Here is a 25,780-nt window from a genome sequence, read left to right as displayed (position 1 = left end):
GAGGATGATGACGACAGCGAAAGCGGCCGCCGCCGCCGCCGGGGCCGCCGCGGCGGACGCCGGGTGCGCGAGGAAGGCGGCGAGCGCGACGGCTTCAACTGGGTGCGTGGCCGCACCCCGTCGCTTGAAGATCCCTATGTCTGGTTTGACCCGATCAATCCGGAACGGACCGAGGCCCCTGTCGGCGAGACCGTGGCCGCCACATCGGCGACGGACGTCGATGAAGTCGTCGGCGAACGCCCCGAGGGCGAGATCGGCGGGGAACGCGGTCCGCGCTCGCGCCGCCGCCGGGGTCGCGGTCGTGGCCGGGATCGTGGCAGCGAGCAGGGCCTGACTCACGAGGTCAAGGTCGAGACCCGCGCCACCAACGAAGGCATGCCGCCCGACGGCTCGCCCGACACGCCGATGGCTGTGGTCATTGACGAGGCCGCTGATACGGCCCCGGTCGCCCTCGCCGAGGAACCCAAGCGTCGCCGCGTGCGCCGCAAGGTCTCGGCCTCCGCAACGACCGAGTCGGCTGCGGAACCGACCTCCGACGTCGAGCCCAACGAAATCGAGCCCGCAGCCGAACCCGCCGTGCTGGACGTCACGCCGGTTGAAGCCGCCGCCGAGATCGAGCCCGCGCCTGAGCCTGAAGTCGCCGCCGTGATCGCGCCGACGCCGGCGCCGCAGCCCGAAATCGACGTCGCCGCCCTGATTGCGGACGACCCGAACCAGATCGTCGCCCCTCCCGAGAAGCCCAAGCGCGGATGGTGGCGCCGCTGAATGGCCGTGATTAGATAGTGAGGATCGTTGCGGGGGGTGTTCCGGGTATGAGGAGTTCGACGTGAACTGGTTGTCCCGCACCGCCTTCCGCGCAACGGGCGTCGTCGCCGCCATGGGCCTTGTGCTGGCGGCGGCCTCGCCGGCCTCGGCCCAGAATGCGATCCGCGACACCGAGATCGAGGGCATCATTCATGAGTGGGCCGACCCCGTCCTCGTCGCCATGGGGCTGGAACCGACCGAGGTCGAGATCCTGCTGATCAACGAGAACGATCTGAACGCGTTCGCGACCCGCGGCCGGATCATGGGGGTGAACACCGGCCTGATTCTGAGGACGCGAACCGCCAACGAACTGCTCGGCGTGCTGGCCCACGAGGCCGGGCATATCAAGAACCGCCACACCCTGCGGGACGGGGCCCAGGGCGCCGGCATGCAGCCCATGCTCATGACCATGGCCCTCGGCGCCCTCGCCATCGCGGCCGGCGCGCCCCAGGCCGGCGCGGTGCTGCTGGGCAACAGCCAGTATTTCGGCACCCTCAGCGCCCTGCGCTACATGACCCATCAGGAAGGCGAAGCCGACAACACCGGCGCCCGCGCCCTCGAGAACGCCGGCGAATCCGGCCGCGGACTGGTCAGCTTCTTCGAGAATTTCCGCTCACAGGAAGTCTTCTCCGACGCGCGCCGCTACCCCTATTTCCGCAGCCACCCTCTCTCGTCCGACCGGATCGAAAACCTGCGCCGCTTCGTCGCGGAACAGTCCAACTATGATCGTTCGGACAGTCCTGAACGGGTCGCCCAGCACGCCCTCATCCTGGCCAAGATCCACGCCTTCATGGACGAGCCGAACCAGACGCTGCGCGACTATCCCGAAAGCGACGTCTCCCTGCCCGGCCGTTATGCGCGTTCGATCGCCTGGTATCGCGATGGCCAGACGGAAAGGGCCCTGACAGCCGTCGACGCCCTTCTGTCCGAACAACCTGAAAACCCTTATTTCTGGGAGCTCAGGGGCCAGATCCTGTTCGAGGAGGGTCGGCCCGCCGAGGCCATCGGGGCGCACCAACGCTCGGTCGAACTGCGGCCCGACGCGCCCCTGCTGCGCATCAATCTGGCCCACGCCCTGATCGAGACCCACGACCCGGCCAGGCTGGACCAGGCCATCGCCGAGCTGAAGCGGGCCACGGCGCTGGAAAATGACAACACCATGGGCTGGCGGCTGCTGAGCCAGGCCTATGCCAGCCAGGGCCGGGAGGGCGAGGCGCGGCTGGCCTCGGCTGAAATGTATTTCGCCGGCGGCGCCGAGGTGCAGGCCACCCAGTTCGCCCTGCGCGCCCGCGACATGCTGGAGCCCGGCACGGCTGAGTGGACGCGGGCCATGGACATTGTCTTCGCCTCGGGCGCGACCCAGCAGGACGTCGACGAGGTCGACCGCCGCAACAACCGCCGGGACCGCGGCGGCGTCATCCCCGCCGGCTGAGCCTTCGCACCGAGAAACTGCATGACCGAGACGTCCGAGACACCCCGCGGCGGCTTCCTGTCGGGGCCGCGCGCCAATATGGCCGCCCTGGCAGTGTCCGTCATCGCCCTCGTGCTCGCTGTCGCTCCCTATGCGACCGGCCGCGACTTCGATGGCCGGGTCCGCTCCTATCTGCTGGAGAACCCGGAAATCCTGCAGGAGGTCAGCCTCAAGCTGGAAGAAAAGGCCCAGCAGGCCCAGATCGCCCAGACGCAAGCGCAGGCACAGGAAATGACGGCGCGAATCGCCGCGAATCCCTCCCTGCTCTCGATCGATGCGCGCGACCCTGCTTTCGGCCCGGCCGATGCCCGCGTGACGGTGGTCGAGTTCTTCGACTTCCGCTGCCCGGGCTGCAAGTCAACCGCGCCCGAAGTGCTGCGTCTGATGCAGACCCACCCGGATGTCCGGTTCGTGTTCAAGGACTGGCCCATCCTGGACCGCGGGACCGACGACACCTCGCACTACGCCGCCCGCGCGGCCCAGGCCGCACACCAGCAGGGCAAATACCTGCCGGTGTTCCGGGGGCTGATGGCCGAGCCGGCGCTGACCAAGGCCGCCGTCGACCGAATCCTCGCCGCCAACGGCGTCGCCCTGCCAACGGCCAGAACGGCGATGGCCGGTCCCGAGATCGCCCGGCGCCTGGCCGACATCCAGATGTCGGCGGCCAACCTCGGCCTTCAGGGTACGCCGACCTTCTTCATCAACGGTCGGGCGATGGCCAGCATCCAGCCCGCCGATATCGACCGCGCCATCCGGGCCGCCAAGGCGGGCTGACCCGGAGGCGCTGTCAGGTCAGCCGATCGCGCCGACGCAGCCTTCGTCGCCGCCCACCGGCAGGTTCGCGTCGGTCAGGGACAGGGTCCATCCGTGATGGGTCGCCAGGCCCCGACGGCGGATGCCGCCGCCGTCGCCGGCGTCTCCGCCGGCATCCACAATGACCCGCCGACCGGTCGGCAGCGCCGCCGGATCGATCCGGCCGACCGCCAGCGCCGTGGGAGTCTCGCCGCCGAACCCGTCGAACACGCTCAGCATCGACCACTCGCGGCGCAGGCCCGTCCACCAGGCGTCGTCGGCATTGACCGCCAGCACCGCGACGCCGTGGCCCTCGGCGGCCCAGGCCAGGGCGGCCTGCGGATCGCGGACGGCGCGCATGTCGGCGGCCGCGCCGAAGCGCAGCCGCGCGCCGTCGAACGCCCGGGTCGGCTCGACCGGCGACCAGACCTGCACCTTGATCCGGCCCTGACGGGCCAGACCCCAGCCGACGATCTGCCGCCAGAGACTCCCGACCGCCTCGCGGTTGTCGGGGCGGGCGCGGTCGAGCATGCGCGCCAGAACGGCCTGTTCGCGGTCGGGCCGAAGCTTCACATGGGGTCCGGCGGGCGCGTCCTTGGCCTGGCCGACGCGGGCCGCGATCGCCAGGCGGCGTTCGAACAGGGCCAGCAGGTCGTCATCGATCTGGTCGATCTCATGACGCAGGGCGGCCAGCGCCATGTGCTCCGGGGAGATATCGGTCGCGGCGGGCCAGACTTGCTGGAGGGCGGGCTTGGTACAGGAAATGGACACGGTGAAAGGACTTTCGATTTCGATGGACGGCAAAGGGGGTTTTTGCGAGCCGCCGCCCCGTCGCGGGGCGGTCGCCGGCGAGGCCGTCAGGACGATGTCCCCGACGCCTCAGCCGGCGTATCGAAAGCCGTAGAAATACAGGTCCGCGGCCGCGAAAACGCGGGCGAATGCAGTCGCAGCGATGGCTTGCGAGCGGACCATGCATGCCAAAGGGCGCACGGATCGTGCGACGTCAACCCGTGCTGGCGCTCAGCAGGACAAAACGCGTGCGGTTGTCTTCGGAATCCTGGATGTCGTTGCGCAAAATCGACAATTCATAGACTTCCGCGGCTCGCGCCGGGGCCACGGCGGCGCGGCTGACGTCGCCGGCCTCGGCCACCGCGCGCGCGGCGCCGGCGGTGTCAAAGGCCTCGACAGGGGTGATCCCGAGTGCGGCCAGCGAGGCCGGACACTGGCGCAGGGCGACCGGATGGCTCTCGGCCGTCTTCACCGTGCGCAGGCTCGCGCCGGGCGGCGCCATCAGGGCCAGACGAATGGGCCGCCAGACCTCGGAGACGACTTTCAGATTCGCCGCCTCGACCAGTGAGGCCGCCGGCTCGACCCGGCCGATGGTGGTGTTCTCGACCGGGATCAGGGCGCAACCGACGTCGCCGGCCTTCAACGCGGCGATTGCGGCCTCAAAGGAGTCATAGGCGACAGCCTCGTCCCAAGGCCGCAAATCCATGCAGGCCTCGTGGCTAAAAGCCCCCGGCGCGCCCTGATAGGCGCAGCGACCGCCGCCGGCCTCAATCTCGGCGTCGTCGCCCTCGGGCCTGCCGACGCTCTCCACCTCAGGCCGCTTCCGACTGCGCCCGCCGCCCGGCCTTCAGCCGCTCGGCGACCAGGAAGGCCAGCTCCAGCGCCTGATCGGCGTTCAGGCGCGGGTCGCAATGGGTGTGATAGCGGCTCGACAGGTCGTCCTCGGTCAGGGCCTGTGCCCCGCCCAGACATTCGGTGACGTTCTGGCCCGTCATCTCAAGGTGCACGCCGCCGGGGTGCACGCCCTCGGCCTCGGCCACATCGATGAAGCCCCTCACCTCGCCGAGGATGCGTTCGAACGGCCGGGTCTTGTAGCCGTTGCCCGCCTTCAGCGTATTGCCGTGCATCGGGTCGATCGACCAGACCACGCGTTTGCCCGCGGCCTTCACCGCCTTCATCAGGCGCGGCAGGCGGTCGCCGACCTTGTCCACGCCGAAGCGGCCGATCAGGGTCAGCCGGCCCGGCGTATTGTCGGGGTTCAACACGTCGATCAGGGCCAGCAGGTCGTCGGGCTCCATCGTCGGTCCGCATTTCAGGCCGATCGGGTTCCTGATGCCCCGCGCGAACTCGATATGGGCGCCGTCCAGCTGGCGGGTGCGTTCGCCGATCCAGACCATGTGGGCCGAGGTGTCGAACCATTCGCCGGTGGCGCCGTCGAGGCGTGTCAGCGCGCTCTCAAGGTTCAGCAGCAGGGCCTCATGGCTGGTGAAGACCTCGACCCGGCTCAGGTCTGGATGGCTCTCGGGCGTGACCCCGACGGCCTCCATGAAGGCCAGGGCCTCGGTGATCTTGTCGGCCAGCTCGCGATATTTGTGGCCGTAGGCGCTGTCGGCGGCGAACCCCATCGTCCAGCGGTGGATGTTGTAGAGGTCCGCATAGCCGCCGCCCGCGAAGGCGCGCAGCAGGTTCAGGGTCGAGGCCGACTGGTTATAGGCCCGCAGCAGCCGCTGCGGATCGGGCAGACGCTCTTCCGGCGTGAATGGCATGCCGTTGATGATGTCGCCGCGATAGCTGGGCAACTCCACGCCGTCGATCTGCTCGACCGAGGACGACCGCGGCTTGGCGAACTGGCCGGCGATGCGGCCCACCTTCACCACCGGCTTGCGGCCGGCAAAGGTCAGGACCACCGCCATCTGCAGGATCAGGCGGAAGGTGTCGCGGATGTTGTCGGTCGAAAATTCCTTGAAGCTCTCGGCGCAGTCTCCGCCCTGCAGCAGGAAGGCCTCCCCGGCCTCGACCTGGGCCAGTTTGGCCGTCAGCCGTCGCGCCTCGCCGGCGAAGACCAGCGGCGGCAGGGCCCGCAGTTCGTCCTCGACGCGGCCGAGGGCGGCCATGTCAGGATAGTCCGTCGGCATCTGCACGACGGGCTTTTGTCTCCAGCTATCGGGGGTCCAGCGCATACTCATGCCGCCAAGATAGGCGGATGACCCTCCCGGGACAATGAACGCGGTGTCGCGTTAGTCAGCCCGCCGACATATTCCCGGGCTGCTGCTTGTCTTTCAGCGTCACCAGTTCCTCGGCCATGGTGGGATGGACCGCGCAGGTGGCGTCCCACTGCGCCTTGGTCAGACCGGCCTTCACGGCGATGGCGGCCAGCTGGATCATCTCCGGCGCCTCGGGGCCGACGATGTGGACTCCGACCACCTTCTGGCTCTGCCCGTCGACGACCAGCTTCATCAGAACCCGCTCGTCCGAGCCGGTGAAGGCGTATTTCATCGGCCGGAACCGGGTCAGATAGACATCGACCTCGCCGGGACAGCTGTGCCGCGCCTCGCTCTCGGTCAGGCCCACGGTGCCGACAGGCGGCTGGCTGAACACGGCGCTGGCCACGGCCTCATAGTCGAAAGCCTGCGGATTCCCGCGATAGACCGTCTCGTGGAAGGCCACCGCCTCGCGGATCGCCACGGGAGTCAGGTTCATCCGGTCGGTGACATCGCCGATGGCCCAGATGTTGTCCGCCGTCGTCTTCGACAGCGCGTCGACCTTGATCGCCCCGTCGTCGTTGAGCTCGACGCCCGCTGTCTCCAGTCCCAGCGTCTTGACGTGCGGCACACGGCCCGTGGCGAACATGACGACGTCGGTCTCGATCTTCATCCCGTTCTCCAGCACGTTGATGAGGCCGGTGTCCGTCTTCTCGATGGCCTCGTGCTGGCAGCCCAGGATGACCTTGATCCCCCGCTTCTCGATCTCGCCGGCGAGGTGGGCCCTCACGTCGTCGTCGAAGCCGCGCAGAATGTTGGGGCCGCGATAGATCAGGGTGGTTTCCACCCCGAGGCCCGCGAATATCCCCGCGAACTCCACGGCGATATAGCCGCCGCCGGCGATCAGGATGCGTTTCGGCAGTTCCGGAAGGTGAAAGGCTTCTTCCGAAGTAATGGCGTATTCGATCCCGGGCAGACCCTCGGGAACCCAGGGCCGCCCGCCCGTGGCGATCAGGATCCGCTCGGCCGTGATCGTCTGGTCCTTGCCGAGGATTTCGACGGTGTGGGCGTCCTTCAGCACCGCCCGGCCGTGGATCAGATCGACCCCCGCCTTGCCCAGGTTGGCGGCGTAGATGCCCGACAGACGTGCGATCTCTACGTCCTTGGCCTGCATGAATTTCGGCCAGTCGAAACTGGCCTCGACGGTCCAGCCGTAGCCTTCCGCCGTGTGAAACTGGTGGGCGAAGTCGCTGGCCATGACCATGAATTTCTTGGGCACGCAGCCGCGGATGACGCAGGTGCCGCCGACCCGGTGTTCCTCGGCGATCGCCACCCGCTTTCCGCCCAGGGCGGTCAGCCGCGCCGCGCGCACGCCGCCCGAACCGGCGCCGATGACGAACAGGTCGTAGTCGTAGGTCTCAGCCACAGCGCATTTCCCGGAAGGTTCGCCGTGGCAGGTAGCCATCCCCTCCCCGACCGGCAAGTCGCCTCGCGCCGGAATAGCCGAGCCCGCCCGTATAAGGCGTCGTCCGGGCGTGTCGTCCGGGTCTCGATTCGCCGCTGAGAGGTCGATCCGCGCCATTTCGCGTTGACCGTGTCTGTCCCGGCCCTCTTAGTGACCCAAGAGTATCAATTCAGGGCGTGCAACATGATTGAACTGTTCCTGGCGGGCGCGCTGCTTCTGTCCCCGCCCCAGACGCCCGCCCCCGCCGTGAGCCAGGACCCGGTCCAGCTGGAAGACGTGCTCGTCTCCGGTCGTTCGCTGGACAGCCTGATCCGCGATTTCGTCGGCGAGGTCGCCGAGCCCAACCGGAATCGCGGTCTCGCGCGCTGGAACGATCGCATCTGTGTCGGGGTGGCGAATCTGGAGGGCGAGATCGCCCGGTATCTGTCCGACCGGATTTCCACCGTCGCCACGGACCTGGGCCTCTCCGCCGGCGCGCCGGGCTGCACGCCCAACGTCCTGGTCATCGCGACGGCCGACGCCGGAGACCTGGCGCGCAAACTGACCGAGGAACGGCGCCGCGCCTTCCGCATGGGCGGCGCGGGGATGGATCGCGGCGGGGCGGCCCTGCGAGACTTCGTCGAGACGGACCGTCCTGTGCGCTGGTGGCAGATGGCCATCCCGGTCGACTCAGAGACGGGGGACATCGCGGTCCGGATTCCCGGCGTATGCACGGGCGCTTGCGTCGGAGCCGCCGACTACGCCCCCCAGATCGCGGTCGCCTCCGCGTCCCGCCTGACGACCCAGATCGTCGATAACCTGACCCGGGCGATCGTCATCGTCGATGTCGATCAGGTGTCAGGCGTCTCGGTCCTTCAACTGGCTGACTACATCGCCATGGTGTCGCTGGCGCAGATAGACCCGAACGCGGACACGAGCAGCTATGCCTCGATCCTCAATGTGTTTGACGCTCCGGAAATCAGCGACAGTCTGACGGACTGGGACAAGGCCTATCTCGATGGCCTCTACAGCGCCGAACGCAACCATGTGGGGGAGCGCGCCGACACCAACGAGATCGCCGGCTCGATCCGCCGTTCGCATGACCGGCTGCGCGAGGAAGACGAGGCCGAGGAGCCCGCCCCCGCCGAATAGCCCATCCTCAGGGCGTCAGCAGATCGAACCCGTCGTCCGTGCCGATGATCGCCTCGTCCGCGAGGTCGAGGAACAGGCCGTGCTCGACCACGCCGGTGATCAGCTTCAGGTCATCCGCCAGCCGCACCGGGTCGTGGATGGCGGCGCATTTGGCGTCATAGATCAGATTGCCGCCGTCCGTGCGCACCAGCCCCCGCTCGGCCATCCGCACCCGCGCGGGCATGGCGATGTCATGGTCGGCCAGCACATCGGCGATGCGGTTGGCGGTGGTCTTGTGACCGAAGGCGACGACCTCGATCGGCAGGGCGAAGGCGCCCAGCACCGGCACGACCTTGGCCTTGTCGGCGATCACGAGGCAGCGCGCCGAGGCCTCCCACACCAGCTTTTCGCGCAGCAGGGCCGCGCCGCCGCCCTTGATCAGGGCCAGTCCCGGCCCGACCTCGTCGGCGCCGTCGACGGTCAGGTCGATGCGGGGCGTGTCCTCCAGCGTCGACAGGGTCAGCCCCAGTTCGCGCGCCAGCTCGGCGGTGGCCTCCGAGGTCGGCACGCAGCGCAGGCCCTCCAGCCCCCGGGCCGCCAGCGCCTTGACGAACCAGGCCGCCGTCGAACCTGTGCCCAGGCCCACGACCATGCCGGCCTCGACCCGCAGGGCGGCCGCTTCGCCGGCGTGGCGTTTCTGGGCGTCCGCGCTCATTTCGCCTTCGCCGCCTTCCTGGCCCGCATGGTCTCCATGAACCGCGCCGCCCAGCCGGACTTGGCTGTCTGAACACCGCGCGCCAGCGCCAGATCGCCCGGAGCCACGTCGGCGGTGACCACCGACCCCGACCCGACCATGGCGCCCGCGCCAATGGTCACCGGAGCCACCAGCGAGCTGTTAGAGCCCACGAAGGCTCCCTCGCCCACGATGGTGCGATGTTTGAAGAAGCCGTCGTAGTTGCAGAAGATGGTGCCCGCGCCGATGTTGGCCTTCGCCCCGACCACGCCGTCGCCCAGATAGGACAGGTGGTTGGCCTTGGCCCCGGCGTCCATGCGGACGTTCTTGACCTCGACGAAATTGCCCACCTTGACCCCCTCGCCCAGGTCCGCGCCGGGGCGCAGCCGGGCGTAGGGACCGACCTCGGCGCCGGTCGCGACCGTCGCCCCCTCGATGTGGCTGAAGCTGCGGATGCGGGCGCCGCCGGCGATCTTCGCACCGGGGCCGAACACGACATAGGGCTCGATGGTCGTCCCGCCGCCCACCTCGGTGTCGAACGAGAAATGCACCGTTTCGGGCGCCGGCATGGTCACGCCCGCGGCGAGGAAGGTCTCGCGCTGCACGGTCTGGAACAGGGCCTCGGCCACCGCGAGTTCGGCCTGGGCGTTGACCCCCATGACCGCATCCTCTCCCGCGAACACAGCACGAGTGGGCTCGCCGCGGCGGCGGGCCAGTTCGACCACGTCGGTCAGATAGTATTCGCCCTTGGCGTTGTCGTTCCGGACCTCCGCCAGCAGTTCGAACAGCAGGGCGGCCGGCGCCGCCATGACGCCGGAATTGCAGGCCGTCAGCGCCAGCACCTCCGGCGACGCTTCCTTGGCTTCGGTGATGGCCGCGAGCGTGTCCCCCTCCATGACCAGTCGACCGTAGGCGCCCGGATCGCGCGCCTCGAACCCGATGACCGTGACGCCGTCCGTCGAGGCGAACACCGGCTCGATGTCGGCGGCCTTCAGCAGCGGCACGTCGCCATAGGTGACGACCACCTGACCGGTGAAGCCTTTCAGCGCCGCCTCGGCGCAGCGGACGGCGTGGCCGGTGCCGATGGGCGGGTCCTGCACGGCGATCGCCGCCTCGCCCAGCCGCTTGACCACATGGGCGCGGACCTCGGGCGAATGATCGCCGACCACGACAATGATCCGCTCGCAGCCCAGCGCCTCGGCCGCGTCGATGGCGTGATCCAGCATGGCGCGGCCGCCGACCGGGTGCAGCACCTTGGGCAGAGGCGACTTCATCCGCGTGCCCTGGCCGGCGGCTAGAATGATGGCGGCCCTCGGACCGGAAGAGTGGGAGGTACTGGTCATGAATCGGTCCGGCGGTTAGTCGTCGCCAGCGGTCTAGCCCATCCCGGCGGACTGGGGGAGATGTCCATGCGCATACGCGATCTTGAGGGCTGGACCATCGCCTTCGACCTGGACGGCACGCTGGTGGACTCCGCCCCGGACCTGATCGGCACGCTGAATCGCATGCTGGCGCCGCGCGGCTATCCGCCCGTACCCCTGTCGTCCGCCCGCCATCTGGTCGGCCATGGCGCGCGCGCCCTGCTGCGCCATGGCTTCGCCGAGGCCGGCGCCGTCTGGGACGAAGTCGCCGAGCCCGAGCTGTTCGACCTATTCATCGACGACTATGTCGCCCACATCGCCGACGACAGCCAGGCGTTCGATGGCGTGGTCGAGACCCTGGATCATCTGGCGGCGCGTGGCGCCCTTCTGTGTGTCGCGACCAACAAGCGCACCGACCTTGCCGTGGCCCTGATCGACGCCCTCGGTCTTGCGCGCCATTTCGTGGTGGTCGCCGGTCCTGACCTCGTGAGCGCCCGCAAGCCGGACGGCGCCCATGTGCGCGAAGCGGTTCAACTCGCGGGCGGCGACCCGGCCCGGGCCGTCATGGTCGGCGACGCCACCACCGACACGGGCAGCGCCCGGGCGGCCGGCGTGCCCTGTGTGGTGGCGGGCTTCGGCTACAATGACGCGCCCCTCGCCGAACTGGGCGGCGACATCGTCATCGACTGCTTTCCCGAACTGATCGCGGCGGTCGAGACCCTGCACCGGATGGCGACGCAGTCCGCGGCCCTGGCGCCGGAGGCCGCCGCCATCTGACGGCTTGCCAGCCCCGGACGACCGGGCTATGTCCCCGCCTCCTGAATCGGCCGGATGCGTAGCTCAGCGGGAGAGCACCTCGTTCACACCGAGGGGGTCACAGGTTCAATCCCTGTCGCATCCACCATTCCTGCCGGACGCCGGCGGCCGAGGGTTCAGGCGCCGTTCCACAATTTTCAGCAGGTGCGGGACCGTCAGACCGATGTCGCGCTGGCGTCGCCGACCAGATGCCAGCCGCCGGGCGGCAGCATGTTGGCGAGGAAGGACGGGCGATGTCCGCGCAGGACGACCCGCAGCGCCTTTCGACCCGACCGGTCGACAATCTCGTATCTTGCTTCATAGGCCGGGGCGTTCGGCCACCGGCGCATCTCGGCGGCGACGAAGGCGGCCGCGCGCATTCGCGCGGCGGCGGCGTCCATAGCGGGGTCCAGGGCCTCTGCGCCGGCGACGGCTGCGCCGTCGGCGATGGTCTGCAGGCGCTCCTGCGAGCGAGTGATGGCCATCAGGTCGATCCCGCCAATGGCCAGCAGGAAGACCGCCGGGCCGACAAAGGCGAATTTCAGCGCGATCGATCCACCCGATGCGCGCAGGAACCGCTCGATCCCGGTCATGGGGATACCATCAGCACGAGGACGGCCCGGTTCGGGTTGAATGCGAAACGGCTCACAACGATTTCCAATGGGGCCGGCATGGCCCGCAGGGGCTTGAACGAACCTCACATCCTACAGCAAGAGCCTTAATCGACCGTGTCAGCGAGCATGGTTCTTCCTACAATTCCTGCAGGACCACGCCTTTGTCGGACAGGTATTTCGAACCGATATAGGCGGTCGCCAGCCAGAGGGCCGACCACAGCGCCCAGGCCACGGTGGCGGACTCCAGGCTGATGTTGACGTCCTGGGCCGTCCTGAACTGGCTGATCGCCCCCACCGCCGCGGCGGCGGCGGCGGACGCCAGCACCACAATCCGCGACCACGGTTGCGCCACCAGCAAGGATATTCCGCCGATCGTCAGCAGGACGGCAGAGATCAACCACGGCAGTTCCTGCCGGTTCAGGCCGAAGGCGGCGTTGAACAGGGCGTAGATCAGAAGCGTTGAGCCTGCGGCGCGTAGAACGAACATTGCGAATGCCTGTGTGTTCCGGTCCAGTATCCGCCGCGAGGCTCTCCAATTGGTAAAGCTGTCGAACGTCCTGTAAGGGGCGCAGCCTCAATTTGGCGGCTTTCACCATTCCGCCGTTATTTCCCCTCATACGCCGCCGTCCGCCGCCTTCCGCGCCGACCGTTCGCGCGCTGAATCGTGCTATTGGACCGCCCCATGCCCTTCCCCGCCAGTCATCCCGCGCTTGACCGCGCCCTTTCCGAACGCGGCTATGCCGAGCCCACGCCGGTTCAATCCGCCGTGCTGGAGGCCGAACAGGGCCGCGACCTGCTGGTCTCGGCCCAGACCGGTTCGGGCAAGACCGTCGCCTTCGGTCTGGCCCTCGCCCCCACCCTGCTCGGCGAGGCCGAGAAATTCGCCGAGTTCGGCGCGCCGGTGGCCCTGGTCATCGCCCCGACCCGCGAACTGGCCCTGCAGGTCTCGAACGAGTTGCAGTGGCTGTACGCCCAGACCGGGGCGCGGATCGTCTCCTGCGTCGGCGGCATGGATCCCAAGGTCGAGCGCCAGGCGCTGAACCGCGGCTGCCACATCGTCGTCGGCACGCCGGGCCGTCTGCGCGACCACCTCGAACGCGGCTCGCTGGACCTGACGACCCTGCAGGCCGTCGTGCTGGATGAGGCCGACGAAATGCTGGACATGGGCTTCCACGAGGACCTGACCTTCATCCTCGAGACCGCCCCGGCCGAGCGCCGCACCCTGATGTTCTCGGCCACCCTGGCGCGCGACATCGTGCAACTGGCCAAGACCTATCAGAAGGACGCGCTGCGGATCGACACGGTCGCCGGCAACGCCTCCCACGCCGACATCGAATACAAGGCCATCCGCGTCGCGCCGAACGAGGTCGAACTCGCCGTCGTTAATGTGCTGCGTTATTTCGAGGCCCCCGGGGCCCTGGTGTTCGCCAATACGCGCGAGCGGGTGAAGCATCTGACGTCCAGCCTGCGCGAACGCGGCTTCTCGGTCGTCGGCCTGTCCGGCGAACTGACCCAGAGCCAACGCTCCGAGGCGCTGCAGGCCTTGCGCGACGGCCACGCTCGCGTCTGCGTCGCCACCGACGTCGCCGCGCGCGGCCTCGACCTGCCCGATCTGGGGCTGGTCATCCACGCCGAGATCCCGGTCAACAAGGCCGGCCTGCTGCACCGCTCGGGCCGTACGGGCCGCGCAGGCAAGAAGGGCGTCTCCGTCCTGCTGGTCAGCTACACCCGCCGCCGCAAGGTCGAACTGATGCTGCAGTCGGCCTCGATCAAGGCCGAATGGTCGGGTCCGCCCTCGGCCGAGATGATCCTGGCCAATGACCATGTCCGCATGCTGGCCGATCCGGTGCTGATCGCCCCGGTCGAGGACGAGGCCGTCCTGGCGCTCGGCAAACAGCTTCTCGAGAAGAGCACGCCCGAACAGATCGCGGCCGCCCTGATCCGACTTTACCAGCAGAAGCTGCCGGCCCCGGAAGACGTCTATGACGATGACCGGATGAAGCGCCAGCAGGAGACCGGCAAGAACGACAAGGGCCAGGCCGACGTCCCCTATACGGACTTCGCCCGCGGCGGCGACATGGTCTGGTACCGGATCAATATCGGCCGCGACAAGAACGCTGATCCGAAATGGCTGATGCCGACCATCTGCCGCCTTGGTCACGTGACCAAGCGCGACATCGGCGCGATCAAGATCTTCGAACGCGAGACCAAGTTCGAGATCACCCAGGAGATGCAGGCCAAGTTCGAAGCCGCCATCGCCCTGGGCCTCGAGGACGGCGTCAAGATCGACCCGGCGGTCAAGCCGGGTCCGTCGGAGAAGCCCGTCAGCCGCTGGGACAAGAAGCCCGCGGGCGACCGTCCGACCGGCGACCGCCCCGAACGCAAGCCCTGGAAGGCCCGCGAGGAAGGCGGCGACAAGCCCGGCTGGAAGCCGCGCGAGGATCGCCCCGAGGGCGCGAAGAAGCCGTGGGTCAAGCGTGAGGACGCCGCTCCCGCTGCCGAGGGCAAGAAGCCCTGGGTCAAGCGCGAGGAGTCCGGCGACAAGCCCGCCTGGAAGGCCCGCGAGGATCGTCCGCAGGCCGACAGGAAGCCTTGGGTGAAACGCGACGAGGCTTCGGCGCCCGCCGCGGAGGGCAAGAAGCCCTGGGTCAAGCGCACGCCGAACGATCCGACGCCGGACGGCAAGAAGCCGTGGGTGAAGAAGCCGCCGGTTGAGGGCAAGACGCCCTGGACTCCGCGTTCGGACGCCGAAGCCGCCCCCGCCGCCGCCGGCGACCGGCCATGGAAGGGCAAGCCCAAGGGTGGCGACCGTCCGTGGGCGGCCAAGGATGCTCGCGGCAAGCCCGCCGGCGCCAAGCCTCCTTACAAGGCCAAGGGACCGCGCTGACCGGACCTTTCTGCTGCGCGCGAAGGATTGATCGCGCGATGTAACCGTTTACGGTGACCGCAAAACACGGCCTCAAGTCGCGCGAAGCGTGCTGGGCCCAACAAGAAGCTGCGGGCAGGAAAACATGGCGGACGTCCGGCTGACCGGCGTGACCAAGAGCTTCGGGACCACCCAGGTTCTGAAAGGCGTCGATCTCGAGATCGCCGACGGCGAGTTCGTGGTCTTCGTCGGCCCGTCCGGCTGCGGCAAGTCCACCCTGCTGCGCACCATCGCGGGTCTGGAAGAGGCGACCGGCGGCGACATCGCCATCGGCGGGCGCTCGGTCAACGACCTGTCGCCGTCCGACCGGGGCATCGCCATGGTGTTCCAGTCCTACGCCCTCTATCCGCACATGAGCGTCTACGAGAACATGGCGTTCGGCCTGAAGCTGGCCAAGGCCGACAAGGGCGAGATCGACCGGCGGGTGCGCGGCGCGGCCGAGACGCTGAACATCACCGACTATCTGGACCGCAAACCCAAGGCCCTGTCCGGCGGCCAGAGGCAACGGGTCGCCATCGGCCGGGCCATCGTGCGCGAGCCGCAGGTCTTCCTGTTCGACGAGCCCCTGTCCAACCTCGACGCCGCCCTGCGGGTGCGCATGCGCTATGAGTTCGCCAGCCTCCATGAGCGGCTGAAGACCACCATGGTCTATGTCACCCATGACCAGGTCGAGGCCATGACCCTGGCCGACCGGATCGTGGTGCTGAACGCCGGCCGGATCGAACAGGTCGGCAAGCCGATGGAGCTGTATGAGCGGCCCCGCAACCTGTTCGTGGCCGAGTTCATCGGCAGCCCGAAGATGAACCTGCTGCCCGCCGAGATCGTCACCGCGACGGCGAAGGGCGCTACAGTGCGCACCGCGGCGGGCGAAAGTCTGAAGGTCGCGGTCAGCGCCGCCCGGGCCAGACCCGGCGACAAGGTCACGCTCGGCGTCCGGCCCGAGCATCTGACGCTCGCGGGCAAGGGCGACGCGGTCTCGGCCCGGGTCGTCTTCGTCGAGACCCTGGGGCACGCCACCTACGCCTATCTGACGGCGGGCGAGGCGCCGGTGACCGTCCTGCTGCCCGGCGATGTGCGGCCCTCGGCCGGCGAGACGCTGAGCCTCCGGGTTCCGGCGGATCAGGCGCATCTGTTCGACGCGGACGGCGAGGCTTTCGCCCGTCTGTAGGCCAAGGCGTGTTGCATCGCACAACGCATCGCTTCTAGATGGCCCGATGCCCGCCCCGGCCACGCTCACCGTCGACCTGAACGCCCTCGCCGCGAACTTCCGCACGCTGGAGGCGGTCGGCGGCGTCCCCGTGCATCCGGTGGTCAAGGCCGACAGCTACGGTCTCGGAGCCGCGGCCTGTTCGCGACGGCTGATGGCCGAGGGGGCGCGAACCTTCTTCGTGGCCCGGACCAGCGAGGGCGAGCGGCTGCGCGCGGCCCTGGGCGCGGAGCCGGCCATCTATGTGCTGGACGGCTGCCTGACCGGACGGGCCGCCCGGCTGCGCGCCGCCGATCTTCGCCCGGTCCTGAACGCCGACGCCCAGCTGGCGGAATGGCGGGCCGCCGGCGGCGGAGCCTGCGGCGTCCAGATCGACACCGGCATGAACCGCCTGGGCTTCCGGCCCGAGGCCGCGCCCGAGCCGTTCGAGGGGCTGGACCTGGTGCTGAGCCACCTCGCCTGCGCCGACGATCCGGCCGAGCCCATGAATGCGCGCCAGAGGGACGCCTTCGCCGCGGCGGCGGCGCGCTATCCGGGCGCGCTCCGGTCTTTCGCCAATTCCGGCGGCGTCTTTCTCGGCGCCGGCTACGCCTTCGACGCGACCCGACCCGGCATCTGCCTCTACGGCGGCGGTCCGGAAGGCCGACCGGACGCCCGTATCCGGCCCGTCGCCACGCTGGCGGCCGAGGTGCTTCAGGTGCTGGACGTGCCCGCCGGGGAGACGGTCGGCTATTCGCGCACCTTCATGGCGTCGGCGCCGACCCGGATCGCCACCTGCGCGGCCGGCTACGCCGACGGCGTCCTGCGCAGCTACAGTCCGCGTGGGCGGGTCTTCGCAGCCGGTGAGCTGCGGCCGATCGTCGGACGGGTGTCGATGGACGCCTGCGCCGTCGATGTGACCGGGCTGGACATCGCGGTCGGCGACCGGGTCGAGCTGTTCGGCGCCCACCGGATGCTGGACGACGCGGGCGCGGCGGCCGGCACCATCGGCTATGAGCTGCTCAGCGCGATCAATGCGCGGGTCCCGCGGGTCTACGTCGGCTGAGACCTCAGCGCGCGTCCCGCACCACCGTCCCGCCCTTGATGACCACAGGCACCGTCTCCAGCATGCGCACATCCGCCAGCGGATCGCCGGACACGGCGATCAGGTCGCCGTAGCGCCCCGTCACGATCGCCCCCAGGTCGCGCTCGCGGCCGAGGGCCTGGGCGGCGTTCCAGGTGGCGGCGCGGATCGCCTCGGCCGGGGTCATGCCGTATTCGACCATGACCGCGAACTGCCGTGCGTTCTGGCCGTGCGGATAGATGGCCGCGTCGCTGCCGAACACCATCCGGGCGCCGGCGCGGTGGGCGGCGCGGAAATTGTCGCGCTGCAGCTGGCCGATCTCACGGTCCTTGCGCAGATTGTCCTGGGTCGTGCCGAACTGCGTCCCCGCCTCCTGGGTGAAGTCGGTGTTGTAGATGTCCATCGACAGCCAGGTCCCGTGCTGGACCGCCAGGCGAATGCCCTCGGCGTCGATCAGCGAGGCGTGTTCAATGGTGTCGATCCCGGCGCGGATGGCGTCGCGGATGCCCGAGGCGCCGTGGGCGTGGGCGGCGACCCTGAGGCCCCACATATGCGCCTCGTCGGCCACGGCGGTCAGTTCGGCCAGGGTCATCTGCTGCTGGCCCGGCTCGGTGTTGCGCGAGAAGACGCCGCCGGTGGCGCAGACCTTGATCACCTGGGCCCCGTATTTGCGCACCTCGCGCACGGCGTGGCGGGCCGCCTCGACGCCGTCAGTGTTGAAGGGGTTGGCGCGGGCGAAGGAACGCGGCAGGCCGGTCTCGTCGCAATGGCCGCCGGTGGCCCCGAACGAGGCGCCGGCCGGGATGACCCGCGGTCCCTCGACGAAGCCTCCGTCGATCGCCTGACGCAGGGCGACGTCGGCGAAGTCGGGTCCCCCCAGGTTCCGCACCGTGGTGAAGCCGGCCATCAGATTGGCGCGCGCATGGCCCACCTGGAGGACGGTTCCGAAGTCGTCGGCGTAGTCGAGCTCGTTCCAGCCGGAGACATAGGGGGTCGAGGCCAGGTGAACATGCATGTCGATCAGGCCCGGCAGCAGCGTCAGGCCCGGCAGGTCGAGACGGCGCGCGTCGGCGGGCAGGTCGGCCGGCACGGCCGTCCCCACTGCCGTGATCCGGCCGTCGGTCACGACCACCACAGGATTGTCGACATAGCGGCCGCGCTCGACGTCGACCATGCGGGCCGCGGTGACGACGAGGGTGTCAGCGAAGGCGGGCGTCGCGAGCGCGAGCGCAAGCGCGACGGCGGCGGCCAGACGATTCAGCATGGTGGGTCTCCAGAAGCGGCGGCGAAGCTGGCATGGCGACGCAGGTTGGGCAACCCAAGGACCCTTCTCCCATTGGGAGAAGGTGGGAGGCGAAGCCGCTCGGATGAGGGTCGGCTGGATAAGGCGGCGAAGCCGCCCCGGCTGGTCGACCCACACCCTTTCGCGCAAGAACGACGGCTGCGCCGCCGTGCGCTCAAGCCCTCTCCCATCGGGAGAGGGTGAAGCCTACCCGCCCCGGCCGCCGTGCTTCGCATACTCCAGCCGCGCCACGGTCCGGTTGTGGACCTCGTCGGGGCCGTCGGCGATGCGGAGGGTGCGGACCATGGCGTACATCTCGGCCAGGGGGGTGTCGGCCGAGACGCCGGCGCCGCCGAAGGCCTGGATCGCGTCGTCGATGACCTGCAGCGCCATGCGCGGCGCCGCGACCTTGATCTGGGCGATCTCGGACTTGGCGTTCTTGGCCCCCGCCTCGTCCATCATCCAGGCGGCCTTGAGCACCAGCAGGCGGCACATCTCGATATTGGTGCGGGCCTCGCCGACCCGCTGTTCCCAGACCGAATGCTCGGCCAGCGACTTGCGGAAGGCGGTGCGCGACAGCAGGCGCTGGACCATCAGCTCCAGCGACCGCTCGGCGATGCCGATGACGCGCATGCAGTGGTGGATGCGGCCCGGCCCGAGTCGGCCCTGGGCGATCTCGAAGCCCCGGCCCTCGCCGGCGATCAGGTTCTCGACCGGGACGCGGACATTCTCCAGCACCACCTCGGCATGGCCGATCGGCAGCTCGTCATAGCCGAACACCGACAGCATCCGCTCGACGCGGAAGCCGGGCGTGTCGACGGGAACGATGATCTGGGACTGCTGGGTATGGACCGAGGCGTCGGGGTCGGTCTTGCCCATGACGATGGTCACCGCGACGTTCGGGTGGGCCATGTTGGTCGACCACCATTTGCGGCCGTTGATCACATAGTGGTCGCCGTCGCGGACGATGCGGGTCTGGATGTTGGTGGCGTCCGAAGAGGCCACCTCGGGCTCGGTCATCAGGAAGGCCGAGCGGATTTCGCCGGCCATCAGGGGTTTGAGCCATTTTGCCTGCTGGTCGGCGTTCCCGTACATATGGAGCACCTCCATATTGCCGGTGTCCGGGGCGTTGCAGTTGAACACCTCGGCCGACCACAGATGGCGGCCCATCAGCTCGGCCAGGGGCGCGTATTCAAGGTTGGTCAGGCCCGCGCCGTGATCGCCGGGCAGGAACATGTTCCACAGGCCGGCCTCGCGCGCCTTCGCCTTCATCTCCTCCATGGCCGGCGGCTGGCGACGGGGGTTCTCGCGGACCTGGGAGCGGTATTCCGCCTCGCGCGGCAAGACGTGTTCGTCGAGGAAGCGCTTCACCCGCTCCTGCCAGTGCAGGGCCCTGTCGCTGTGCCGGAATTCCATGGTCGTGCTCCGATACGAAAACGGCGCGGCCCCGCAAGGAGCCGCGCCGTGAAAATCAGTTCGCCGTCACGCGCCTACCGCTTCAGCAGCGGGGCCAGCTTCTGGGCGATCATCATGTCGCCGGCGATCTTCAGCTTGCCCTGCATGAAAGCCATCATCGGATCCAGCTGGCCGTTCGACAGGGCCATGAAGTCGTCCCAGCTGATCGAGACGGTGGCGTCGGCGGGCTTGTCCTCATTGGTCACCGAGTTCGGAACCGAGGCGCCGTCGATGAAAATCTTGCCGACATCGCCAAGGTCGATCTTCACGGTCTTGCCCAGACCGGAGTTGTCGCCGACGGCGCCGCGGATGTGTTCTGTGACTTGAGCCAGGTCGGCCATGAGCGCTTCTCCCGTAAAGCTCGATCCCCGGTCGGCGGGTGATCGGGTTGAGCCATCGACCTAGACCGCGCCCGGGCGGCTGCCAAGGTCACGCGGGGTCAAGTTGGCGCGACATTCGGTGCGGGAGGTGCATTTCGCGGCGAAATAACGCGGCGAGGGGGCGAGTTTTTCCCCCTGAAAGCGAATAGTTCGCCCATCGGGGGCAAGAGGCGAGATAGTCGCCACAATCCGGCCATCCAGAAGGAACCGTCACCTTGCCAACCGGTTAAGGTTACCATAACGATGATACTTCGGTCCCTGGCTGTGGGGTTATTCAGGGCCTTGTCGACGACTGGATTGGGGAGCTGCAAGTGAAACATATCGTCATCGCCGCCGTCGGCGCTCTGCTGGCCTTGGCCGCAAGCGCCGGAACGTCTGCCGCCCAGGACCGGGGCTACGGACCGCCGCCTCCTCCGCCGCCTCCGCCCACCTATTGCTGCGACAATCCCCCGCCCCCGTGCCGCGACGGAGGCCCTCGCGACGCCTACGGCGTCTGCCTGTGCGACTATGAGGTGAATTGGTACAATACCCCGAGGCCGTGGCATGTTGTCCGCGCCGGCGGGCCGGGTGTCCGCATCCGCGGTCGGCCGGTCACCATCGAGTCGGGCCGCATCGATATCCAGGGCCCGCCGATCTATGTCGAGGCTCCGCCCATCCGTATTCGCGCCCCGCAGATTTATCTGCGCGCCCCTGAAGTTCACATCCGCCCGTCCGACGTCACCGTCGAGCCGCCGGAAATCCACTTCTCCGACTGCGAAGGCCTTATCGAGTGCGAACCCGTCAGTCATGGCGCCAACACGGCGCCGGGCAGCTACGACGGCGAGCGCGGCTGATACAGGACAAGGACCGGCCGGACTCCGTCCGGTCGGTCCGCCCTTGATCAAAAAGAGAGGCCCGCGCCGCAAGGCGTCGGGCCTCTTTTGCATCTGGAAGCGGATGGTCCGTCAGTTCGAGTCGGGGGGAGCCTCAGCCGTCGCCGGGCCGGGCGCACAGAAATTCCTGTTCCGCACCTCCGAGGCCAGGGCCATGTCGCCGCCGGCCAGGGCCGCACGCACGGCATCATCACATCTGCTCTCGCTCAACAGGCGGGAAACCTCGCTCCTCAGCGCCGCCCTGACGATGGCGGCGTCGCGCAGGGCTCTGGCCTCGCGACGGTCATCCGGCAGACACAGGGACAGCCAGGAGGCATCGGCGCAACGCGCGATCAGCCGCGCCTGCCGGTTCGCCTCCGCCGTGTTGATCTCGACCGGCGGGGCCAGGGTCGGCACCGTCGGCGGCACGGGAACGGAGATGGCCGGCGGATCGGTCATGACAACCGATCCCGGCGCGGACGGCCGCAGGATCACCGCGGGCATCTGATAGTTGCAGACCCAGCCCTGCGGCGTCGTCTCGCAGGATTGCAGGGTTGCTCGCGCCTCCTGCGGGTCCGGCGAGACCGAAGGGGCGTCAGGGACCTGGCTGAGGCCGATCGCGAGCAGAAGAGAAATCATGACCCAATCCGACGTCTAACGGCAGACCCGTACACCATACTCCCGAACGGACGTCATGTATCCCCGTTCCGCAAGTCCCCTGGCGGGCGGTCAGGCGGCGACGGCCGCCGGGACGTGGGCGGGAACGGGAAAGGCCTCTCCGCCGTCCAGAACCGTCATCAGGGCCGTCATCAGCCGCGCCGGATTGATCGGCTTGGGCACGTGGCCGTTCATGCCCGAGGCGCGGCAGCGTTCGACGTCGTCGCGCATGACGTCGGCGGTGACCGCCAGGATCGGCGCCGCGGCGGACGGCCCGCCCGAGGCGCGGATCGCGCGCGTGGCGTCCAGTCCGTCCATGCCGGGCATGCGCACGTCCATCAGGATGGCGTCAAAGGCGGCGCCCCCCGCGGCGGCGACCGCCGTCGCCCCGTCATCCGCCTCGAACACGTCACAGCCGTAGGCGGTCAGGATCAGCCGGGCCACCTCGCGGTTGGTCGGATGGTCGTCGACGACGAGGATCCGGGGAGCCCGCTCGCCCGGATCGATGACCTCCGACGTCTCCGCCGGCGCCTCGGCGCGGGACAGGTGCAGCGCGAACCGGAACACCGAGCCGCCGCCTGCCGCGGGCTGATAGGTCAAATCGCCGCCCATCAGGGCGACGATCGAATGGCACATGGCCAGGCCGAGCCCGGCGCCGGACTGCCGCCGGGCCAGGCCGGCGTCCATCTGGGCGAAGGGCTGAAACAGTTCGCCGCGACGCGACTCCGGAACGCCGGGGCCGCTGTCCTCGACCTCGACCTCCAGCCGGTCGCACCCGCCCTCGCCCGGCGTCACCACGGCAGACACGCGGACCGAACCGGCGTCGGTGAACTTGACCGCATTGTCGATCAGCCCCGCCACGACCTGACGCAGCCGCCGCGCGTCGACGCTGTAGGCCGACGCGGCATCTCCCGTCTGGCGGAACGACAGATCCAGCCCCTTGCCGGATGCCGGGAAGCGGAACCGTTCGACCGCCTCTGCGATCACCGGCCCGATGTCCATGGGCGCGGGCTCGAGCTCCAGACGGCCCTGTTCCAGGCGCGAGAAGTCGAGGATGTCCTCGATCAGGGCGGTCAGCACCGCCGCCGAGGCTGCAATGGCCTCGGCCTGACGGCGGGCCTCGGGATCAAGGTCGGTGCGGGCGGCCAGGGCTCCAGCGAACCCCGCGACCCCGTTCAGCGGCGTGCGGATCTCGTGGCTGACCACGGCCAGAAAGCGCTCGCGGGTGGCGAGGGTCTGTTCGCTGCGGGCGCGGACGGCGGCGGCCGAAGCCTCCTTGCGGCGGGCCCGCTGTTCGGTCCGCATCCGCTCGGCCAGGGCGCTCGTGGCGAGAGTGGCGGTCAGCAGGATGCTGACGAGAAACAGATGCAGCAGCCCCACCTGGGTGAACTGCGCCGTGGTGTCGAACAGGGCGATCGGCCCCCGGTCGGCGAGCGTCTGCACCGTGGCGATCTGGGCCACGACGCCGACCGACAGAAACGCCCAGGCGGCGCCCAGGCGGAAGGCCGCGAACAGCACGGCGGGATAGATCAGCAGGATCAGCGGCGCCCCCGACCAGGCGAAGGTCCCCGCCGTCAGCGCGCCGAGGCCGATCAGCAGGGCGGCGCGTTCGACAGGTCCGGCCGCGCCCGAATAGAGAGGATTGATCCGCCGCATCATCAGCAGGACCGCCGGCAGGGCCAGGACCATCCCGACCCCGTCGCACGCCGCCCAGCGCGGCCAGATGATCGACCACTGCGTATAGGTCGGCGAGGTGAAGGCCGCGCCGATCATACCCTCCGCGACGGCCGCCGCCCCGACCAGGGCCACGAAGGGCAGGAACCGCCGCAGCCGCCCGAGGTCGAGCGCGGCGCCGCAGAAGGTGCGGACCAGAAAGGCGATGACGACCGAGAAGCCGAGGTTCAGGGCGGTGAAGGCCAGGTTCAGGTTGGCCGGCAGGCCGCTGACCACATTCACCGCCAGATTCAGCGAGATGCAGGCGGCGACGAAGGCCCACCCCAGGCGCGGCCTCAGAAGCAGCAGACCCGCGGCCAGGACGCCGTTGGCGGCCCAGAAGACGGTGGAATTGTCGACCGACCGCGACCAGACCACGCCCGCGCACAGGGTCAGGGCATAGACGGCGAACAGGACGGCGGCGTCGCGCCAGCCCCTGCGGGGCTCGCCCTTGCGGTACATCCGCCACCGAACGCCGAAAACCGTCATCGCCCCGCCCTTCTGCGTGGACTGTAACGATTGTCACAAATTGATTGGGGAGCGGTGAACGCGCGTGCGCGGATCAGCCCCGGAGGTCGTCGGAGTCCCCGGGACCTTCGTCCCGCGGCCGACGGTCATCCCGGCCGTCCTCGTTCACGGGTTCTCCGTCAGACCGGTACCAACGCACCTCGCGCCGTTCGCGCTCGCGCTCCATCCGGGCATCGATCCGGGCGCGGCGGGCCTCGCGTTCGGCGCGATAGTCCCGATCCGGCGCGTCGAAGCCGAACCAGCGCGCCGCCCGGGTGTCCCGCCAGCCTTCAGCGGGCGCTTCAGGCGGAGGCGGCGCAGCGACCCTGGCGTCGTCGACATAGCGCCGCGGCGCCGGCCGCAGCTCCGGCCCCGGTCCCGGCTCGCCGAAGTCCTCGTCATAAGACTCCCAGGCGACAGGCTCGGTCCGGACGGGTGGAAGTCGCCTGTATTCAAACCCTTCGACCAGATCGCCGACCTCCATCACCGATCCGGGCGCGATCTCCGGCTCGACGGGAGCCACGACCGTTATCTGCATCCGCTCGCCGTCACCGATCGGCTGCGGTTGCGGCAGAGCCATGGTGCGCGCCGCCACCACCCCGAGGCCAACCGCGGCAAAAAGGGCGACCACGGCGATGTGATGCGGTCTGAGGTTGGCGGCGAACCGCTGCGCCTGTCGTTTCAGCCGGTCGAGGTCGGAGGGAGCTTCGGGCATTCGGGTCGCCAGCAGGAACGGAGTCTCCTGCGCAACCCGCCAGACCCGATCCGGTTCACGAACAGCGGTCGGCGGATCCGTCGGCCCTAGCCGCCCGGCCGGCGCGACAGGGCGCCTTCGACCTGCAGGGTCGCATCGGTGTTTTCGACCACGCCCAGACTGACGACCACGATCCCGTGATCGCGTTCGAGCGCGGACATCCAGCCGAACAGGGCCGCCGTGGAGGCGGCGGGAATGCGGAAGGCCAGCCGGCCCGAGGCGTCCATGCCCGTGGTCACGTCCAGGCCCGCCGCCCCGGCGGTTCGGGTGACGAGCGGTTCAAGGCCCTCGACCTCGATCACGGGCCGCGCCGCCGCGCCCGGGGCGATCAACCGAAGCCCGGCCTGGACACGGGCCAGGTCCGCCTCGGCCCCGGCCCTGTCGGCCGCGGCCTGGTCGCGCCAGCCCAGCATCGGACGGAGGACGGCCAGCCAGACCAACACCGCCGCCAGGAGCGCCGCCATCACGGCCAGCATCCTCTGCTCACGCAGGGTGCGCCCTTCCCACCATGGATACAGCCGGTCCGTCAGCCGCCTCATCGCCGGGCCCCGATGGTGATGTCGCTGACGATGCGCCCGCCGTCCTCGAGAGTTCCGGTCTCGGTCACGGCCAGGCCGGCGTCGCTCATGGAGCGCCGGATCACGGTCATGTCGCCATGCGCCGGATGACTGATCGTGGCCTTCATCCCGTCGTCCGGGTCGGCGATCAGAATGTCGAGCTCCGCCCCCTCGACCCCCTCGACGACGGCGAACAGGGCGGCGGCGGCGGCCGTGATTCCGCCCGGGGGCGGCGCCGCCGCGACCCGCCGGCGCAGGGCCTCGACCGGATCGGCTTCGCGGGCCAGATCGGG

The 25,780-nt window shown here is 69.2% G+C and carries 24 protein-coding genes, 1 tRNA gene and 1 pseudogene; 10 read left to right on the top strand and 16 right to left on the bottom strand.

The features are described 5' to 3' along the window. The 3 genes and pseudogenes from QQJ79_RS09980 to QQJ79_RS09970 form a co-directional block, all read left to right on the top strand. Nucleotides 1-765: pseudogene (locus QQJ79_RS09980) on the top strand (ribonuclease E/G); the annotation flags it as partial. A 61-nt stretch (nt 766-826) separates the two neighbouring features. After that, nucleotides 827-2,236: a M48 family metalloprotease gene (locus tag QQJ79_RS09975; protein ID WP_284222780.1), complete on the top strand. Its 1,410-nt coding sequence runs from the start codon at nt 827-829 to the stop codon at nt 2,234-2,236. Nucleotides 2,237-2,257: 21 nt separating this feature from the next. Next, nucleotides 2,258-3,049 (top strand): DsbA family protein, encoded by a 792-nt coding sequence (locus QQJ79_RS09970; RefSeq protein ID WP_284222779.1) that lies wholly within the window; start codon nt 2,258-2,260, stop codon nt 3,047-3,049. An 18-nt stretch (nt 3,050-3,067) separates the two neighbouring features. Here QQJ79_RS09970 and QQJ79_RS09965 read toward each other — a convergent pair whose 3' ends face one another. The 4 genes from QQJ79_RS09965 to gor all read right to left on the bottom strand — a co-directional run bounded on the left by QQJ79_RS09965 (nt 3,068) and on the right by gor (nt 7,483). Beyond that, nucleotides 3,068-3,766 (bottom strand): chorismate mutase, encoded by a 699-nt coding sequence (locus tag QQJ79_RS09965; protein WP_284222778.1) that lies wholly within the window; start codon nt 3,764-3,766, stop codon nt 3,068-3,070. Between the two features lie 304 nt (nt 3,767-4,070). After that, entirely contained in the window at nt 4,071-4,667 is a 597-nt protein-coding gene (locus tag QQJ79_RS09960) for a prephenate dehydratase domain-containing protein (protein ID WP_284222777.1), read from the bottom strand. A 1-nt stretch (nt 4,668) separates the two neighbouring features. Further along, nucleotides 4,669-6,042, bottom strand: coding sequence for a class II 3-deoxy-7-phosphoheptulonate synthase (locus QQJ79_RS09955; RefSeq protein ID WP_284222776.1), 1,374 nt, complete (start codon nt 6,040-6,042; stop codon nt 4,669-4,671). Nucleotides 6,043-6,097: 55 nt separating this feature from the next. After that, on the bottom strand, nt 6,098-7,483 hold the full coding sequence (gor, locus tag QQJ79_RS09950) for a glutathione-disulfide reductase (protein WP_431307592.1): 1,386 nt from the start codon (nt 7,481-7,483) through the stop codon (nt 6,098-6,100). A 222-nt stretch (nt 7,484-7,705) separates the two neighbouring features. Here gor and QQJ79_RS09945 point away from each other — a divergent pair, with 222 nt between their 5' ends. Then, complete coding sequence (locus QQJ79_RS09945; protein ID WP_284222774.1) at nt 7,706-8,653, top strand: hypothetical protein; 948 nt, start codon at nt 7,706-7,708, stop codon at nt 8,651-8,653. 7 nt (nt 8,654-8,660) lie between these two features. On the opposite strand, the gene rpiA is transcribed toward QQJ79_RS09945, so the two are convergent. Both rpiA and glmU read right to left on the bottom strand, forming a co-directional pair. Further along, nucleotides 8,661-9,347, bottom strand: coding sequence for a ribose-5-phosphate isomerase RpiA (gene rpiA / locus QQJ79_RS09940; RefSeq protein WP_284222773.1), 687 nt, complete (start codon nt 9,345-9,347; stop codon nt 8,661-8,663). Further along, nucleotides 9,344-10,708: a bifunctional UDP-N-acetylglucosamine diphosphorylase/glucosamine-1-phosphate N-acetyltransferase GlmU gene (gene glmU, locus QQJ79_RS09935; protein ID WP_284222772.1), complete on the bottom strand. Its 1,365-nt coding sequence runs from the start codon at nt 10,706-10,708 to the stop codon at nt 9,344-9,346. Before glmU ends, rpiA begins: the two co-directional genes overlap by 4 nt. Nucleotides 10,709-10,774: 66 nt before the next feature. Here glmU and QQJ79_RS09930 point away from each other — a divergent pair, with 66 nt between their 5' ends. Together QQJ79_RS09930 and QQJ79_RS09925 are read left to right on the top strand one after the other, a co-directional pair. Continuing rightward, nucleotides 10,775-11,503, top strand: coding sequence for an HAD hydrolase-like protein (locus QQJ79_RS09930; protein ID WP_431307591.1), 729 nt, complete (start codon nt 10,775-10,777; stop codon nt 11,501-11,503). A 52-nt stretch (nt 11,504-11,555) separates the two neighbouring features. Next, a tRNA-Val gene (locus QQJ79_RS09925) sits at nt 11,556-11,630 on the top strand. 67 nt (nt 11,631-11,697) lie between these two features. Here the strand turns inward: QQJ79_RS09925 and QQJ79_RS09920 are convergent. Together QQJ79_RS09920 and QQJ79_RS09915 are read right to left on the bottom strand one after the other, a co-directional pair. Then, nucleotides 11,698-12,114, bottom strand: a complete 417-nt coding sequence (locus QQJ79_RS09920; protein ID WP_284222770.1) for a pilus assembly protein TadG-related protein — start codon at nt 12,112-12,114, stop codon at nt 11,698-11,700. 157 nt (nt 12,115-12,271) lie between these two features. Next, complete coding sequence (locus QQJ79_RS09915; RefSeq protein WP_284222769.1) at nt 12,272-12,622, bottom strand: hypothetical protein; 351 nt, start codon at nt 12,620-12,622, stop codon at nt 12,272-12,274. 195 nt (nt 12,623-12,817) lie between these two features. On the opposite strand from QQJ79_RS09915, the gene QQJ79_RS09910 reads away from it, so the two are divergent. The 3 genes from QQJ79_RS09910 to alr all read left to right on the top strand — a co-directional run bounded on the left by QQJ79_RS09910 (nt 12,818) and on the right by alr (nt 17,313). After that, nucleotides 12,818-15,022 carry a DEAD/DEAH box helicase gene (locus tag QQJ79_RS09910; protein ID WP_284222768.1) on the top strand — a complete coding sequence of 735 codons (2,205 nt, stop codon included), beginning with the start codon at nt 12,818-12,820 and terminating at the stop codon, nt 15,020-15,022. Between the two features lie 124 nt (nt 15,023-15,146). Beyond that, nucleotides 15,147-16,229, top strand: coding sequence for an ABC transporter ATP-binding protein (locus QQJ79_RS09905; RefSeq protein ID WP_284222767.1), 1,083 nt, complete (start codon nt 15,147-15,149; stop codon nt 16,227-16,229). A 46-nt stretch (nt 16,230-16,275) separates the two neighbouring features. After that, nucleotides 16,276-17,313, top strand: coding sequence for an alanine racemase (alr, locus tag QQJ79_RS09900; RefSeq protein WP_284222766.1), 1,038 nt, complete (start codon nt 16,276-16,278; stop codon nt 17,311-17,313). A 4-nt stretch (nt 17,314-17,317) separates the two neighbouring features. Here alr and QQJ79_RS09895 read toward each other — a convergent pair whose 3' ends face one another. From QQJ79_RS09895 to QQJ79_RS09885, 3 genes are all read right to left on the bottom strand, one after another. Further along, nucleotides 17,318-18,595 carry a Xaa-Pro dipeptidase gene (locus QQJ79_RS09895; protein WP_284222765.1) on the bottom strand — a complete coding sequence of 426 codons (1,278 nt, stop codon included), beginning with the start codon at nt 18,593-18,595 and terminating at the stop codon, nt 17,318-17,320. 225 nt (nt 18,596-18,820) lie between these two features. Further along, nucleotides 18,821-20,029 carry an acyl-CoA dehydrogenase family protein gene (locus tag QQJ79_RS09890; RefSeq protein ID WP_284222764.1) on the bottom strand — a complete coding sequence of 403 codons (1,209 nt, stop codon included), beginning with the start codon at nt 20,027-20,029 and terminating at the stop codon, nt 18,821-18,823. A 74-nt stretch (nt 20,030-20,103) separates the two neighbouring features. Next, a complete protein-coding gene (locus tag QQJ79_RS09885; protein ID WP_284222763.1) occupies nt 20,104-20,409 on the bottom strand; it encodes an SCP2 sterol-binding domain-containing protein in 306 nt (101 codons plus the stop codon). Nucleotides 20,410-20,759: 350 nt separating this feature from the next. Between QQJ79_RS09885 and QQJ79_RS09880 the strand changes: the two genes are divergently transcribed. After that, on the top strand, nt 20,760-21,281 hold the full coding sequence (locus QQJ79_RS09880) for a hypothetical protein (protein ID WP_284222762.1): 522 nt from the start codon (nt 20,760-20,762) through the stop codon (nt 21,279-21,281). Between the two features lie 111 nt (nt 21,282-21,392). Here QQJ79_RS09880 and QQJ79_RS09875 read toward each other — a convergent pair whose 3' ends face one another. The 5 genes from QQJ79_RS09875 to QQJ79_RS09855 form a co-directional block, all read right to left on the bottom strand. Beyond that, complete coding sequence (locus QQJ79_RS09875; RefSeq protein ID WP_284222761.1) at nt 21,393-21,938, bottom strand: hypothetical protein; 546 nt, start codon at nt 21,936-21,938, stop codon at nt 21,393-21,395. A gap of 90 nt (nt 21,939-22,028) precedes the next feature. Beyond that, a complete protein-coding gene (locus QQJ79_RS09870) occupies nt 22,029-24,158 on the bottom strand; it encodes a response regulator (RefSeq protein WP_284222760.1) in 2,130 nt (709 codons plus the stop codon). A gap of 73 nt (nt 24,159-24,231) precedes the next feature. After that, nucleotides 24,232-24,891 carry a hypothetical protein gene (locus QQJ79_RS09865; protein ID WP_284222759.1) on the bottom strand — a complete coding sequence of 220 codons (660 nt, stop codon included), beginning with the start codon at nt 24,889-24,891 and terminating at the stop codon, nt 24,232-24,234. A gap of 86 nt (nt 24,892-24,977) precedes the next feature. After that, nucleotides 24,978-25,469: a type II secretion system protein M gene (locus tag QQJ79_RS09860; protein ID WP_284222758.1), complete on the bottom strand. Its 492-nt coding sequence runs from the start codon at nt 25,467-25,469 to the stop codon at nt 24,978-24,980. Continuing rightward, nucleotides 25,466-25,780, bottom strand: a 315-nt coding sequence (locus tag QQJ79_RS09855) for a hypothetical protein (protein WP_284222757.1), incomplete at its 5' end; no start/stop codon positions are given. The genes QQJ79_RS09860 and QQJ79_RS09855, both read right to left, overlap by 4 nt.

Origin of the sequence: Brevundimonas denitrificans, from assembly GCF_030160755.1 — a bacterium.
GTDB lineage: Bacteria > Pseudomonadota > Alphaproteobacteria > Caulobacterales > Caulobacteraceae > Brevundimonas > Brevundimonas denitrificans.
The sequence above is the reverse complement of the archived record's forward strand: the minus strand, read 5'-3'. Positions and strand labels throughout refer to the sequence as shown.